Source organism: Frankia sp. CcWB2 (assembly GCF_977927585.1).
This window is the reverse complement of record NZ_CDWRCM010000019.1, coordinates 4,705-18,057: the sequence shown is the minus strand read 5'-3', so window position 1 is coordinate 18,057 and position 13,353 is coordinate 4,705. Positions and strand designations below refer to the sequence as shown.

Below are 13,353 nucleotides of genomic sequence, written 5' to 3'. Positions count from 1 at the left end.
CACTGACCGGGTCGTTGGTCGCCGGGCTGACCAGCCCGAACCCGACAGCTCCCTCGTAGGCGCACGGGAAGGACACGTCTTGCCCCGTCGTGGTATGGCCTGGCTTCCGGAGGACTGGGACCAGTTCGTCCGGAATCGTCAGCGCCCGTCGGCGCCCCACGGCTCCTCAGGCTCCGGCGCGGCTCGCCGCCGTACCACTCCTCCTCCGCGACGCGCGGTCACCATCGCCGCGTTCACCACTGGGACGATCGCGGCCTCGACCGCCGCCTTCGCGGCCACCGTCCCCGGGGGCACCGACGGAACCTCGTCGCTGGAGTCGAACTCCCTCACCCAGGAAGCCGCGCTCGTCCCGGGACACCACGCCACCGGCCACGATGCGGCCTCGGCCCGCAGGCTCGCCCCGTTGGCCACCGCCATCGCGGACCACGACCCCGTCTTCACCAGCGTCTCGATCGCCGCGGACAAGACCTCGGTCGCGCCCAACACCCCGGTGGTGCTCACGGTGCGGGCGTTGGAATCGGACAGCGGCACCCCGCTCGCGAACCAGGACGTCCGTATCGTCGTGGTGAACGGTCCCCAGTGGCAGACCTCCACGAGGTTGCGGACCGGAGCGAACGGTACCGCGCAGATCACCGCGCGCCTGCTCTCCACGACGACGATCACCGCGGTCTTCGACGGATCGAACGCCCTGCGTCCCTCCCTGGCCAGCGCCGCCACGGTGACGATCGCGAGTCCGACGAGTCCGACGGGTCCGGGACGGTCGGCTCCGGGACGGTCGGGTTCCGTGATCGACCAGGCGATTCCGAAGGTCATCCCGGGTAGTTCGATCGGGGAGAAGGCCGTCTACCTCGCGTCACTGCACAAGGGCAAGCCGTATGTCTGGGGCGAGGAGGGCCCGTACTCGTTCGACTGCTCCGGCCTCGTCCAGTACGTCTTCAAGCAGCTCGGCCGCTCGCTGCCGCGCACGGCGCAGGGGCAGTACAACGTCTCCGCCAAGGTGCCCCAGTCGGGCAAACAGCCCGGCGACTTGATCTTCTACGGTACTCCTGGGAATATCTACCACGTCGGCATCTATGCAGGGAACGGGTATATGTGGGCCGCCCCGCAGACCGGCGGTGTCGTGTCGCTGCGGCCCATCTACAGCTCCACCTACAAAGTCGGCCGCATCCTCTGAGCCCGGTCCCATCTGACCCGGTCCGAACGCCGGGGTACCCCGCCGGCGGATCCCTCTCCGCTCCCCGTGCCCCACGATCCGCTAGCGTCAGCGATGTCCGGCCCGTCGGCGGGGCGTTGCGACCTCTACCGGGCTCGGACGTCCTGACCGGCGCCGAACCCGTCGGTGGGACCTGCGGGAGCGCCGGGTGCGGTGGGCGGCCGTCCACCGCCGTCGCGTCGCGTCGCGCCGCCCAACCGGTGGAGGAGGGACGCCGCATGACCATGCCCGCCGCCTCGGACCGGATCTGGACGGTTCCGAACGCGCTGTCCGCCCTGCGGCTGCTCGGCGTGCCGGTCTTCCTCTGGCTGGTACTGGGCCCGAAGGCGGACGGTGCGGCGCTCGGCGTTCTCGCGTTCGCCGGAATCAGCGACTACCTGGACGGCAAGCTCGCGCGAGTGCTGAACCAGACGAGTCGCCTCGGCGTCCTGCTGGATCCCCTCGCCGACCGGTTCTACATCCTCGCCACCATCGTCGCTCTGACCCTCCGCGGGATCGTGCCGGTCTGGTTCGCGGTTCTGCTCCTCGCCCGCGACGTGGCGCTGCTGGCGCTGCCGCCGTTGCTGCGCCGGATCGGGGTCGGCGTCACGCTGCCCGTGCATTACCTGGGCAAGGCGGCGACGTTCAACCTGCTGTATGCCTTCCCTCTCCTGCTGTTGTCCGCCGGGGATTCCTGGCCGGCCACCGCGGCACGCCCGGTCGGATGGGCGTTCGCGATCTGGGGTACTGCCCTGTACTGGTGGTCTGGTCTTCTGTACTTCGTCCAGGCCGGCCAGCTCGTCCGGCGCTTCCGGGCGGATGCCCGGACCGGCGCAAGTGGGAGGTGACCGGTGAGAGCCGTCGTCATGGCCGGTGGCGAGGGCACCCGGCTGCGCCCGTTGACCGCGAACCTGCCCAAACCACTGCTCCCCGTCGTCAACCGGCCGATCATGGAGCATGTGCTGCGCCTGCTCAAACGGCACGGCTTCGACGAGACGGTGGTGACCGTCCAGTTTCTGGCCTCGATGATCCGGACGTACTTCGGTTCCGGTGACGAGCTCGGGATGCACCTGTCGTACGCCACCGAGACGACCCCGCTGGGCACCGCCGGCAGCGTGAAGAACGCCGAGGACGCCCTGCGGGACGAGGCGTTCCTGGTCATCAGCGGGGACGCGCTGACCGACATCGACCTCACCGACCTGGTCGCCTTCCACCGGCGTCAGGGCGCGCTCGTCACCGTCGCGCTGAAATCCGTCCCCGATCCGCTCGAGTTCGGCATCGTCATCACCGGCGAGGACGGACGGATCCAGCGATTCCTGGAGAAGCCGACCTGGGGGCAGGTGTTCTCCGACACCGTCAACACCGGTATCTACGTGATGGAGCCCGAGGTGCTTGCCCAGGTGCCGCCCGGCGAGGCGGTGGACCGGTCTGGCGACATCTTCCCCCGGCTGGTCGAGGCGGGTGCCCCGGTGTACGGCTATGTGGCGTCCGGGTACTGGGAGGACGTCGGCACCATCGCGAGCTTCCAACGGGCTCAGGCCGATGTGCTCAACCGCCAGGTCGACGTGGAGATCGGCGGTTTCGAGGTGTCCCCCGGGGTGTGGATCGGTGAGGACGCCGAGGTCCACCCGGAGGCGATCCTCAAGGGGCCGCTCGTGGTCGGCGACTACAGCAAGGTGGAGGCCGGCGCCGAGCTGCGGGAGTTTTCCGTGCTGGGCAGCAACGTGCTGGTGAAGAGCGGCGCGTTCCTGCACCGGGCGATCGTCCAGGACAACGTGCTCATCGGCCCGCAGACGAACCTGCGCGGCTGCGTCATCGGCAAGAGCACCGACGTGCTGCGGGCGGCCAGGATCGAGGAGGGCGCCGTCGTCGGAGACGAGTGCGTCGTCCGCGAGGAGGCGTTCATCTCCCATGACGTGAAGGTGTATCCGTTCAAGACGATCGAGGCCGGCGCGGTCGTCAACACGTCCGTCATCTGGGAGTCCCGCGGCCAGCGGACCCTGTTCGGGCCGCGCGGGGTGTCCGGCCTGGTGAACGCGGAGATTACCCCGGAGCTGGTGGTGCGCCTCGCCGGTGCCTACGCCACGACCCTGAAAAAGGGAGCCACCGTCACCACCGCGCGGGACGGTTCCCGCGCCGCCCGGGCTCTCAAGCGGGCCGTCATCAGCGCGTTGACCGCCGGCGCCATCAACGTCCGTGATCTTGAGGTGGCACCGATGCCGGTCACCCGCTTCGATGTCCGCTTGTCCAACGCCGCTGGGGGGATCATGCTGCGCACCACCCCCGGAGACCCGGAACGCATCGACATCATCTTCCTGGATGCCGACGGCGACGACCTCTCCCCGGTGGAGCAGCGCAAGCTTGACCGGGTCTTCTCCCGCCAGGAGTTCCGCCGGGCCTTTCCCGGTGAGATCGGTGACCTGCGTTTCCCGGCCCGCACCATGGATCTCTACATCCAGGATCTGCTTGACCGGGTCGATACCGCCGGCATCGTTGAGGCGGATCTCAAGATCGTCGTTGATCCTTCGGGTGGCTCGGCGTCCCTGGTGCTGCCGACACTGCTCGGCCGGCTCGGCGTCGACGTGCTCACCGTCAACGGACGCGTCGACGAGACCATCCCGCCCCGCAGCGCCCTGGAGGATCTGCGGGCCACCGACCGCCTGGGCGCCCTCGTCGCCAGCTCCGGGGCGGCCTTCGGCGTGCGGTTCGACCATGTCGGCGAGCGCGTCACGATCGTCGACGAACGGGGGGACCTCATCGACGATGACCGGGCCCTGCTGGTGTTCCTCGACCTCGTCGCGGCGGAGAATCCCGGCGCGGAGGTGGCCCTGCCGGTGACCATCACCCGGGTGGCCGACCAGGTTACCCGCTTCCACGGGCTGACGGTACGCCGGACCTCCCTGTCGGCTGCGGCGTTGACCGGGGTCGCCCGTGACGACGGCATCGTCTTCGCCGCCGACGGGCGGGGCGGCTTCATCGTCCCCGAGTTCGCCCCCGCGATCGACGGGATCGCGGCGTTCGTGAAACTGCTGGCCCTGGTGGCACGGACCCGGCTGACGCTCAGCACCATCGACGCCCGGATACCTTTGGTGGCGATCCTGCGTCGTTCAGTGCCCACCCCGTGGGCGGTCAAGGGCACCGTCATGCGTCGCGCGGTGGAGTCGGTCGACCCGGATGCGGGGTATGTCATCGACACCACGGACGGGGTTCGGATCGTCGGTCCGGACGGCTCCTGGATCCTGGTGTTGCCGGATCCGAGTGAGGCGGTCACCCACCTGTGGTCGGAGGGTGCCGACATCGAGGAGGCCCACGTGCTGCTGCGGCGCTGGGTCGAGGTGGTCGAGGCGCGGTAGCCGCGGCACGCGCGGCGAGGCCCTGGTCGGCGGCGCTCGGTGTCCGGTCGGTCAGAATGCCGAATGTGCGAGAACGGACCGGATGGCCACGCCGAGGGCCGGTATGCTCCGTGGCCACCGGCCCTTCGGATCCCTGCGGCGTCTCCGAGCGGGCCCGTCGCCCCTGGCTGCGCCCCCTCGCCCTGGCCCTCGTCCTCGGCCTGCTCGGCCTGGTGATAGCCACCGGGGCCCGGCGTGCCGCGACGACGGCCGGGGAACGTGCGGAGCTCGTCGCGGCCCTGCGCGCGGAGATCCATGAGCGATCCGCCGCGACTACTGCGGCCGCGACCCGGGTCAGCGAGCTGCGCCTGCGGGTGAAGATGGCGCGGGAACAGCGCGCCCGGGCCGAGCGCGAGCTGGCCCGGGCCACGGCGGCACTGTCGGATCTCGGGCCGGCGGCCGGCTGGTCCCCCGTGCGTGGACCGGGTGCCCGGATCGAGCTCGCGGACCGGACCTCCCCCGGGCCGTCGGCACCCTCGGCACCTCGTGCGTCAACGGCGCCCACCCCGCTGCGCCCGTCGACCGGGCCCGCTAGTCCCCGCCCCGCACCGGCGTCCGACTGGACCCGGATTCAAGATCGAGACCTTGCTGATCTTGTCAACGTGCTGTGGATCTCGGGTGCCGAGGCTGTCGCGGTCAACGGCGTCCGCCTGACGGCTCTCAGCGCGATCCGGGCGGCCGGTGATCTCGTTCTCGTCGGATTCGTGCCGATGATCGCGCTGTACACCGTCGAAGCGGTGGGTGATCCGGACGATCTCGTGCGGCGTCTCGAGGAGTCCGCCGTGATCGACCGGCTGCGGCATCGTCCCGACTCACCGGTGACCTCCCTGGCGGTCGTCACTGTCAGAAACCTGACCCTGCCCGCGGCCGATCCCCGGGCGCTGCGGCATGCTCGACGGAGCGAATCATGATCGTCGTGGTAGCCCTTGCCCTGGGCGTGACGGCCGGCCTGGTGCTGGGCCCGACCGTCCCCGACTGGATGGATCCCTACCTCCCAGCCGTTGTGGTGGCCGCGGTGGACGCTGCTCTCGGCGGCGCGCGGGCCGTCGCGGAGAGGGTGTTCGACGACCGGGTGTTCATCGTCTCGTTCGTCTTCGACGTCGCGGTTGCCGTCCTGATGGTGCTACTTGGCGACCTGATCGGGTTCGGCGGCGCGTTGTCCACCGCGGTGGTCGTGGTGCTGGGCATCCGCATCTTCGCCACCGCGACCGCGTTGCGTCAGCATCTGATCAAGGTCTGACGGTGGCGGTGACCTCGACAGGCGACCCTGCGGGATCCGGGCCCGGACGGAAGTCCGTACCCGATCCGAAGCCCGATCCGACCCCGGTCGCCGAGCCGCCGGTCCCCGAGGGGCCGGTCCCCGAGCCGCCGTCGGACCCGCCCACGTCGCCCGTCGTGGTCCCTGTCGCGTCGGAGCCGACGCCGAGCCCGGTTCCGGGGCACGCCCGGCCGGGTCGTGCCCGGACGCGGCGTGCCCTGAGCCTGGTCCTGCTCGCCGGTCTCGGTTTCGCCGCGGTCGCCGCGACCCGGTCCGCGGAGCCGTCCTTCGGACTTGCCACCGCGCGGCCGGGCGAGCTCGCCGCGACCCTCGGTGCGATCGGCGCCGTCGACCGGTCCCTGGCGGCCCGGCATCATCAGCTCCGCCAGGAGGCGGAACCGATGATGCCGCCCGTGCCGACGTCGACGCCGGCCCCGGCGGCCGGGCCGGGCGAGGTGCGTCGCGAGGCCGACCGGCTGGCGATCCTCACCGGCATCGTGCCGGTCACCGGATCGGGGCTCGAGCTGACGATCCATGACCCCCACCGCGCGGTCGACTCCTCGATCCTCGTCGACGCCCTGCAGGAGCTACGGGACGCGGGCGCCGAGGCGATCGAGATCGCCGGGGTCCGAGCGGTCGTCTCGACCTACGTGGCCGACGAGCCCGGGCGGGGGTTGGTGGTCGACGGCACGTCGATCGCGCCGCCGTACGTGCTGCGGGTGGTGGGCGACGCCCACACGCTGGACCAGGCGATGCGGATCCCCGGCGGGGTGCTCGATACGGTAGCGGCACGGGACGGGGCGCAGGCGACCGTTCGGACCTCCGAGCACATCGAGATCCGTGCGCTGCGACCCGCTCCGAGTCCTCGCTATGCCCGTCCGGCCGGATAGGGGACCCTGTCCGGGCCAGTCGAGGAACGTGGTTCCTGGTGGAGTTCGCGGCGCGGTACGGCGTCGGGCCGGGCGGCGCAGAGCGGTCCGCGGAGTGGTCAGAGCAAGGGGAGGCGATCTCCGGTGTACCCGGACGACCTGAAGTACACCCGTGAGCACGAATGGATCCGGCTCGACGGGAGCACGGCACGGGTCGGCATCACGTCCTACGCGCAGGAGGCGCTGGGCGACATCGTCTTTGTCTCTCTGCCCGACCTCGGCTCCGCGGTCCAGGCCGGTGAGTCCTTCGGAGAGGTCGAGTCGACCAAGAGCGTGTCCGAAATCTACGCGCCGATCGCCGGAGAGGTGACGGCGCGCAACGAGGCGCTTGCCGGTGCGCCGGAACTGATCAACTCTGATCCCTACGGGGGAGGCTGGCTCGTCGAGCTCACGGTCGCGGATGTCGCCGGCGTCACCGGCCTGCTGACCGCCGAAGAGTACGCGGAGCACGTGAAGGAAAACTGAGAGTATCTGGTTTGTGTCCATGGTGGGTGGTGGGCCACACCACGCCGAACAACACGGGTCGCACCCTTTTCACGACCGTGCCCGCGATGCACTAGCCTCGGAGTGCACCGGGGCACGATCGTGGACGGCCCGACCGCCGCCATGTGATCATCCTGGTGATGGGGGTGGGCTGCGGACGTCTGGCTACCACCATCGCAGTGTTGGCAGAGACGTTCCCGCCGCCCGTTCGGTGGCGGCCGAAGCGGCTGGGGTACCCCGCCCGTGCGGGATCCCGGCAGGAAGCGGACGCGACTGTGTTCTGCACGAGGTGCGGACAGCAGAACCCGTCCGACGCGCTGTACTGCGCGCGGTGCGGGTCTCCTCTGGTGCGTCCGGGTGAGCCCGTGGCGCCGGAGAGCCCCGCGGAGCAGACGTCGACGCTGAACCTGGCGGCCGCGCTGTCCGGCATCGAGGGCGACCACGTCGACGAGTCGACCGAGCGGGACGCCGTCGCCGCCGTCGACGCGCTACCTCCCGGTTCGGCGTTGCTCGTCGTCAAGAGGGGGCCGAATGCGGGGAGTCGTTTTCTGCTGGATGCCGACATGACCACCGTCGGCCGCCATCCCGAGAGCGACATCTTCCTCGACGACGTGACCGTCTCCCGCCGGCATGCGGAGTTCCATCGCTCGCCGTACACCAAGGGCTTCTCGGTTCGCGACGTCGGGAGCCTGAACGGTACCTACCTCAACCGCGAGCGGATCGACTCGGCTGAGCTCACCAGCGGCGACGAGGTGCAGATCGGCAAGTTCCGCCTGGTGTTCCTGACCGGCGCGAGCTACGGGGGGTCAGCGGCACGGTGACGAGGAAGGACCCACGGTGAGCGGCGGCCTCGCCGCGGCATCGCCGGCCCCGCGTTCGGGCGCAGCGCGCTCGGACCAGGCCGGACAGAACGCGAAGGTGCTCAACATCGGCCAGGTTCTCGACCGTCTGCGGGCGGACTTCGCCGACATTACCCTGTCGAAGATCCGTTATCTCGAGGCGGAGGGACTCGTCGAACCCGCCCGTACCAGCGCGAACTACCGCAAGTACTCGGTCGACGACGTCGCCCGGCTCCGTTACGTCCTGCACGCGCAGCGGGATCGCTTTCTTCCGCTGCGCGTGATCAAGGAGGAGCTGGCGTCGCTCGACCGCGGTGAGACCCCGGTGCATCGGCCCGGACCCCGCGCGCTGCCTCCGCATCCGACCCCTACCGGCCTGGACGCGTTCCTCGGGGCGGAAAGGGTTAGGATGTCGCGCCGGGAGCTTCTCGCCGCCGCGGGGCTCGGCGACGAGGCCCTGACCGAGCTGGAACAGCACGGCCTGGTGGGTCCGATCGCGGGCGGCGGGTACTACGATTCCGACGCCCTGCTCGTCGCGCGGACCGTGGCGCTGCTGGCCGGCCACGGCGTGCAGCCCCGGCATCTGCGGGCCGCCCGCACCGTGGCCGACCGTGAGGCTGGTCTCATCGAGGCCGCCGTCGCCCCGTTGCGGGGCCAGCGCGGTGGTGAGGGCTCGGGACGGCACGCCGAGACCGCCGATGAGCTGGCGGCGTTGGTGGTCCGCTTGCACGCGGCCCTGTTGCGCTCCCGGCTGGCGGCGGGACGCTCGAGTTGAGACCGAGGTGAGGAGGCTGCCGGGGCTGCGCTCGGAGTGCCTTGCCGGACAGCCGAACCGGTGGGCGCGCTGACGCCGGACGGAAGCGGGGATACTGTCTCCCCTGTGGGGTTTTCTGGCTCCGGTCACAACATCCCGCCCCGCCCCACCTGCGAGGAGGTAGATCGGTGCATCGGCTGGACATCGTCGGCGTGCGAGTCGAGCTTCCGTCGAAGCAGCCGATCGTCCTGCTCAAGGAGGTGGGCGGTGAGCGGTATCTGCCCATCTGGATCGGTGCTGTTGAGGCGACGGCGATCGCCTTCGCCCAGGAGGGCATCACGACGGCTCGACCTATGACCCATGACCTGATGCGGGACGTGTTGCGCGCGCTGCAGACGGATCTGACCCGGGTGACCATCACCGACCTTCAGGACGGCGTCTTCTTCGCCACGCTCGTGTTCGGCAACGGGGTGGAGGTCTCCGCCCGGCCGTCCGACGCGATCGCGTTGGCGATGCGGATGGGAGCGCCGGTCTACGGGGTCGAGGCGGTCCTGGCCGAGGCCGGGATCACCGTTCCCGAGGAACAGGAACAAGAACAGGAGAACGAGCTGGAGAAGTTCCGGGAGTTCCTTGACACGATCTCCCCGGAGGATTTCAACACTCCCGGCTCCTGAGGGTTCCCGGCTTCTGAGGGTTCCCGGTTCCCGAGGGCTCCTGGCCCCTGAGCCTCCCAGTCCTTGGCGTGCCCGCTTGGGAGCAGGTCGGCCGTTGAGGCCTTCAGCCAGCCCTGGCCAAGGTCGGCTGTGATCCAGTGTGCGGGCAGTATCGGAGCGCACTTCCGATTTGACCGATCTGTTGAATGACGTCCGCTGGACTATAGACACGCCGGCTTAGATCATTGAAGGAACCGCGCGTCGCTCCTACGGTCGGGAGAGCCCGACCGTAGAGTTCGTGCCCCTGCCCGCGGTAGACGTGGCGGAACGGGCTCTCTCCGGCTCTGACCTTGCCGGGCTGTGGCAACGGCGTGATGCGTTCCGCCCGGGTCCGTGCCGACGGGTGGGCGGGCGGTCCCGGCTTACGGGCACAGGGGTGCCGCGTCGCGGTCTCGCAGACCGTCGACCGGCGGCGGTCGGGGACAGGGAGTCGTGTGGTCGAGGTGATCGTGGCAGGCCGCACGACGGTGGAAACGGTTCGATCGGGCCGGGTGCCCGGGCTGGCGGCGTCGGGTGACGTCGGCGGTCGGGACGGATCCGGAACGGTCCGGAGGATGGGGCTGGCATGGCGGCGAAGTGCGTACAGCGATGATCGAACAGGGCCAGCTCTTTCCGGATGAGATTCCTGAACCGCCGGGGGACGACGTCGGGTACCGGGGGCCGACGGCCTGCGCCGCGGCGGGCATCACCTACCGCCAGCTCGACTACTGGGCTCGGACCGGTCTGGTCGTCCCCAGCGTCCGCGACGCGTCCGGTTCCGGCAGCCAACGGCTGTACTCCTTTCGTGACGTCCTGGTGCTGCGCGTGGTCCGCAAGCTACTCGAGGCCGGTGTGTCGCTGCAGAACATCCGGGTGGCGGTGGAGCATCTGCGTACCCGCGGCGTGGACGACCTGGCGCAGCTCACCCTGATCAGCGACGGCTCCACCGTGTACGAGTGCACCTCGGACGACCAGGTGATCGATCTTGTCCGGGGTGGGCAGGGCGTGTTCGCCATCGCCGTTGGCCGAGCCCTGCGCGACATGCGTGGCCAGCTGGCTGAACTGCCCTGCGAGCGGCCTGGTCATCCGCCGGCGACCCATCCCGGCGACGAGCTGGCCAGTCGTCGGACCCGGCGGAGCTCGGCCTAGCCTCCCCCCGCCTTTATTCGGTTCCGAACTGTCGGAGGTTCGTCGTACGGTCCGCCTCGTGACAGACAACCCGGCGGTCCTCACCGAGGGCCTGCAGAAGAGCTACGGCGGCAAACGAGCGATGGTGGGCCTGGACCTGCGGGTCGATGCCGGCACCGTGCACGGCATGCTGGGGCCCAACGGAGCCGGCAAGACGACGGCGGTACGCATCCTGTCGACCCTGCTGCGCCCGGACGGCGGCCAGGCCAGGGTCCTCGGTCTGGACGTCGTCCGGCAGGCGGACGCGCTGCGTGCCCGGATCGGTCTGACCGGTCAGTACGCGGCGGTCGACGAGCGGCTCACCGGCCTGGAGAACCTGGAGATGTTCGGGCGGCTCTACCGGCTGCGCAGCCGCGTCGCGCGGGCCCGCGCGGTCGAGTTGCTCGAGCGGTTCGAGCTCGCCGAGTCGGCCGGTCGGCAGGCGCGTACCTACTCGGGCGGGATGCGGCGGCGGCTCGATCTCGCGGCCAGCCTGATCATCAACCCGGCGGTGCTGTTCCTCGATGAGCCGACCACCGGACTGGATCCCCGCAGCCGTTCGGCGATGTGGAGGGTGATCGCCGATCTGGTGCGGGACGGCACGACGGTCCTGCTCACGACGCAGTACCTGGAGGAGGCCGACCGGCTGGCCCACCGGATCTCGGTGGTTGACGGCGGCCGGGTCATTGCGCGGGGTACCCCGAACGAGCTGAAGTCGCAGGTCGGTGGCGACCGGCTGGACATCGTCGTCGGTGGTGACGCCGCCGAGGATGTCCAGGCCGCCCGGGCGGTGCTTGCCCGGTTCGGATCCGGCGCGGCGACGGCCGACGGGGAGACGCGCCGGGTCAGTGTGCCGGTACCGGGCGCGAGCGTGCTGTCCGACGTGGTCCGGGGTCTCGACGAGCTGGGGGTGCCGATCTCCGACGTCGCCCTGCACCGGCCGTCGCTGGACGACGTCTTCCTCGCCATGACCGGGCGCGCTCCGGCCGGCAGCGAGGTGCCGCCCGCACGCGCGGGCGGCGACGGCCGTGGCGACACCGACACCCCTGATGACCGGGGCGACAAGGACGACAAGGACGATGACAAGGACATGGTGACCATATGAGCACCCTCGAGCTGACTCCAGCGGGGCGCGGGCAGCTGTCGTGGGCCGTTGCCGACGCGTGGGTGATGTGCCGGCGCAATCTGATCCAGACCTGGCGGATACCCGAGCTCGTCATCTTCGCGACCATCCAGCCGGTCATGTTCGTCCTGCTGTTCACCTATGTCTTCGGTGGCGCGATCAACGTGGGTGACGGGGTCAAGTACGTGGACTACCTGATGCCGGGCATCTTCCTGCAGACGGTGATCTTCGGGTCGATGCTGACCGGCGTGGGGCTGGCGGAGGACCGTCAGCGGGGTCTGATCGACCGGTTCCGTTCCCTTCCCATGAGCAGGTCGGCGCTGCTCACCGGCCGTACCCTGGCCGATCTCGCCCGCAACGTCTTCATCGTCGTAGTGATGCTTCTGGTGGGCCTGGCCGTGGGATTCCGGTTCGGGGAGACCACGGTGCCGGCGGTGCTGGCCGGGTTCGGGCTGATGCTGTTGTTCTCGTACGCCTTCTCCTGGCTGTCCGCCGTCATCGGGCTGTCGGTGAGTAGCGCGGAGGCGGCGCAGTCGGCGGGATTCATCTGGATTTTCCCGCTGGTCTTCGCCAGCTCGGCCTTCGCCCGGGTGGAGACCATGCCGGGCTGGCTGCAGGCGTTCGCCCAGCATCAGCCGGTGACGGTGACCGTCGACGCCGTGCGGGCGTTGTTCCTCGGCGGTCCGATCGTCTCCGTTCTCCTGCAGTCCCTCGCCTGGTGTCTGGGCCTGCTGGTGGTGTTCGGGCCGTTCGCCGCGCGCGTGTACCGGCGGTCGGCCTCGCGCTGACCGGCGGGCCCGACCGCCGGCCGCGGGCCGCACCGAGCGTCGCCGAGGCGCGGCTCATGGTCAGGTGCGGCCCTCGGTCTCCTGGGCGTTGCCCAGCGTCGCCTCGTAGGCGAGCCATTCGGCCCGCAGGACCGGCCAGCCGTCGGCGCGCAGCAGGTCCACCACGGCGGGGTCGTCGTCGACCACGACGGCGACCCGACGGCCGGCGCCGAGCTCGCGAAGTTCGGCGCGTTTGAACACCCGAGCCGGCCGACGGTCGGCGTCCGGACGCATCCGCAGCTCACCCGGCGGCAGATCCTGCTCGGTCAGCCAGCGCCGCGTCGCCTCTCTGGAACGCTCCGGCCGGCCGGTCAGCCATACCACCTCGTGGTCCCGAGCCAGCTTGCGGGCTAGTTCCATCCCTTCGGCCAAGGGGGGATCGGCGGGCGCCGCTGCGAAGAACGCCTCCCAGTCACTGGGACTGGCGCGCAGGAAGCGCAACCGGTGTCGGACGTCGGCCACCACCCCGTCGACGTCAATGACGGCGAGCGGTCGCTGTTTCGCCGCCGCCGTACCCGCCGTCTCCGTGAGGCCCGCCGTGTCAGCCGTGTCAGCCGGGTCCGTCACCGACGTTCCCTTTCCACCTGCTCATCGCCGACCTTCGCCCCTTCGATCGGTGCGCTGGCTTACCTGACCGGGACGGTTGCCCCGACGGATCATTGAACACGCGCGGCGCCGTTGATTTGGTGCCGGTCGA

The 13,353-nt window shown here is 70.3% G+C and carries 14 protein-coding genes; 13 read left to right on the top strand and 1 reads right to left on the bottom strand.

Annotated elements, in window-relative coordinates; translation table 11 throughout:
• Positions 1-79 precede the first annotated feature (79 nt).
• The 13 genes from ACY45C_RS03885 to ACY45C_RS03825 all read left to right on the top strand — a co-directional run bounded on the left by ACY45C_RS03885 (position 80) and on the right by ACY45C_RS03825 (position 12,617).
• Positions 80-1,174, top strand: a complete 1,095-nt coding sequence (locus ACY45C_RS03885) for a C40 family peptidase (protein ID WP_462186288.1) — start codon at positions 80-82, stop codon at positions 1,172-1,174.
• 257 nt (positions 1,175-1,431) lie between these two features.
• Complete coding sequence (locus ACY45C_RS03880; RefSeq protein ID WP_462186272.1) at positions 1,432-2,040, top strand: CDP-alcohol phosphatidyltransferase family protein; 609 nt, start codon at positions 1,432-1,434, stop codon at positions 2,038-2,040.
• A gap of 18 nt (positions 2,041-2,058) precedes the next feature.
• Positions 2,059-4,545 (top strand): sugar phosphate nucleotidyltransferase, encoded by a 2,487-nt coding sequence (locus tag ACY45C_RS03875; protein WP_462186287.1) that lies wholly within the window; start codon positions 2,059-2,061, stop codon positions 4,543-4,545.
• 110 nt (positions 4,546-4,655) lie between these two features.
• Positions 4,656-5,495, top strand: a complete 840-nt coding sequence (locus ACY45C_RS03870) for a DUF881 domain-containing protein (RefSeq protein WP_462186271.1) — start codon at positions 4,656-4,658, stop codon at positions 5,493-5,495.
• Positions 5,492-5,824 carry a DUF1290 domain-containing protein gene (locus tag ACY45C_RS03865; RefSeq protein ID WP_462186270.1) on the top strand — a complete coding sequence of 111 codons (333 nt, stop codon included), beginning with the start codon at positions 5,492-5,494 and terminating at the stop codon, positions 5,822-5,824. The genes ACY45C_RS03870 and ACY45C_RS03865 overlap by 4 nt, the downstream gene beginning before the upstream one ends.
• A 155-nt stretch (positions 5,825-5,979) precedes the next feature.
• Complete coding sequence (locus ACY45C_RS03860; protein WP_462186269.1) at positions 5,980-6,732, top strand: DUF881 domain-containing protein; 753 nt, start codon at positions 5,980-5,982, stop codon at positions 6,730-6,732.
• Between the two features lie 123 nt (positions 6,733-6,855).
• On the top strand, positions 6,856-7,236 hold the full coding sequence (gene gcvH, locus ACY45C_RS03855; RefSeq protein ID WP_462186268.1) for a glycine cleavage system protein GcvH: 381 nt from the start codon (positions 6,856-6,858) through the stop codon (positions 7,234-7,236).
• 293 nt (positions 7,237-7,529) lie between these two features.
• Complete coding sequence (locus tag ACY45C_RS03850) at positions 7,530-8,075, top strand: FHA domain-containing protein (RefSeq protein ID WP_462186267.1); 546 nt, start codon at positions 7,530-7,532, stop codon at positions 8,073-8,075.
• Positions 8,076-8,091: 16 nt separating this feature from the next.
• Positions 8,092-8,868 carry a transcriptional regulator FtsR gene (ftsR, locus tag ACY45C_RS03845; protein ID WP_462186266.1) on the top strand — a complete coding sequence of 259 codons (777 nt, stop codon included), beginning with the start codon at positions 8,092-8,094 and terminating at the stop codon, positions 8,866-8,868.
• 167 nt (positions 8,869-9,035) lie between these two features.
• Positions 9,036-9,521: a bifunctional nuclease family protein gene (locus ACY45C_RS03840; protein ID WP_101829717.1), complete on the top strand. Its 486-nt coding sequence runs from the start codon at positions 9,036-9,038 to the stop codon at positions 9,519-9,521.
• Positions 9,522-10,148: 627 nt separating this feature from the next.
• The gene (locus ACY45C_RS03835; protein ID WP_462186286.1) at positions 10,149-10,688 is read left to right on the top strand and encodes a MerR family transcriptional regulator; all 540 of its coding nucleotides are present in this window, start codon (positions 10,149-10,151) and stop codon (positions 10,686-10,688) included.
• Between the two features lie 58 nt (positions 10,689-10,746).
• Positions 10,747-11,811, top strand: coding sequence for an ATP-binding cassette domain-containing protein (locus ACY45C_RS03830; protein WP_462186265.1), 1,065 nt, complete (start codon positions 10,747-10,749; stop codon positions 11,809-11,811).
• Complete coding sequence (locus ACY45C_RS03825) at positions 11,808-12,617, top strand: ABC transporter permease (RefSeq protein ID WP_462186264.1); 810 nt, start codon at positions 11,808-11,810, stop codon at positions 12,615-12,617. The genes ACY45C_RS03830 and ACY45C_RS03825 overlap by 4 nt, the downstream gene beginning before the upstream one ends.
• 60 nt (positions 12,618-12,677) lie before the next feature.
• Here ACY45C_RS03825 and ACY45C_RS03820 read toward each other — a convergent pair whose 3' ends face one another.
• Complete coding sequence (locus tag ACY45C_RS03820; protein ID WP_462186263.1) at positions 12,678-13,223, bottom strand: phosphatase domain-containing protein; 546 nt, start codon at positions 13,221-13,223, stop codon at positions 12,678-12,680.
• Positions 13,224-13,353 lie beyond the last annotated feature (130 nt).